The following is a 544-nucleotide window of genomic DNA, read 5'->3' as shown; positions in this document are numbered from 1 at the left end:
TTTGAATTCGTAGGAGGTATCGAAAAATGAATAGGAAAACTTTATTCTGTTTTCTGACAGCTTTGATAATGATTTTTGTTCTTGCCGGCTGTAGTGGAAAGAATAGTGGTGGGAATATTGACAATGTTCAAATTCCTGATTGGAAACCATCGGAAATATATTCAGACAGTGATATTGAGGCGGCTTTCCAAACAGTAAAAGACTATTTCGGCAACGAATTTGACGGCTGCACACTGACAAAACTGTCCTATCCCGGAGATACATACGCCGATGAATTTGATGAATGGGCTGAACAATATGACGCGGATGAAGCAATCGTAATATTATCATCTTTCGATGTAGACTCATCAGGCGGGGATGGTTCGCTTAATCCGGATTCAACATATGATGATTGGAAATGGATTCTAATTAGGAATGACAGTGGGAATTGGGAACATGTTGACCACGGGTATTAAAGCGACAAATTCCAGTTTGATGGAGTAATAAATTCTAGTTTGCAGAACTAATAGAGAAGTAACATATAAAACAATAAATATGGTCAAAA

1 protein-coding gene is annotated in these 544 nt (G+C 37.7%); it reads left to right on the top strand.

From position 1 onward, the window contains the following. The first annotated feature begins 26 nt into the window (after positions 1-26). The gene (locus DV740_RS14630; RefSeq protein ID WP_055291182.1) at positions 27-455 is read left to right on the top strand and encodes a hypothetical protein; all 429 of its coding nucleotides are present in this window, start codon (positions 27-29) and stop codon (positions 453-455) included. Positions 456-544: the final 89 nt, after the last annotated feature.

This window comes from Roseburia sp. AF02-12 (genome assembly GCF_003461765.1).
Taxonomy (GTDB): Bacteria; Bacillota; Clostridia; order Lachnospirales; family Lachnospiraceae; genus Roseburia_C; species Roseburia_C amylophila.
The sequence above is the reverse complement of the archived record's forward strand: the minus strand, read 5'-3'. Positions and strand labels throughout refer to the sequence as shown.

Bases quoted from the DNA above. Each gene is read 5' to 3' on its own strand.
- DV740_RS14630 (WP_055291182.1), top strand. From the start codon at position 27: ATGAATAGGAAAACTTTATTCTGTTTTCTGACAGCTTTGATAATGATT.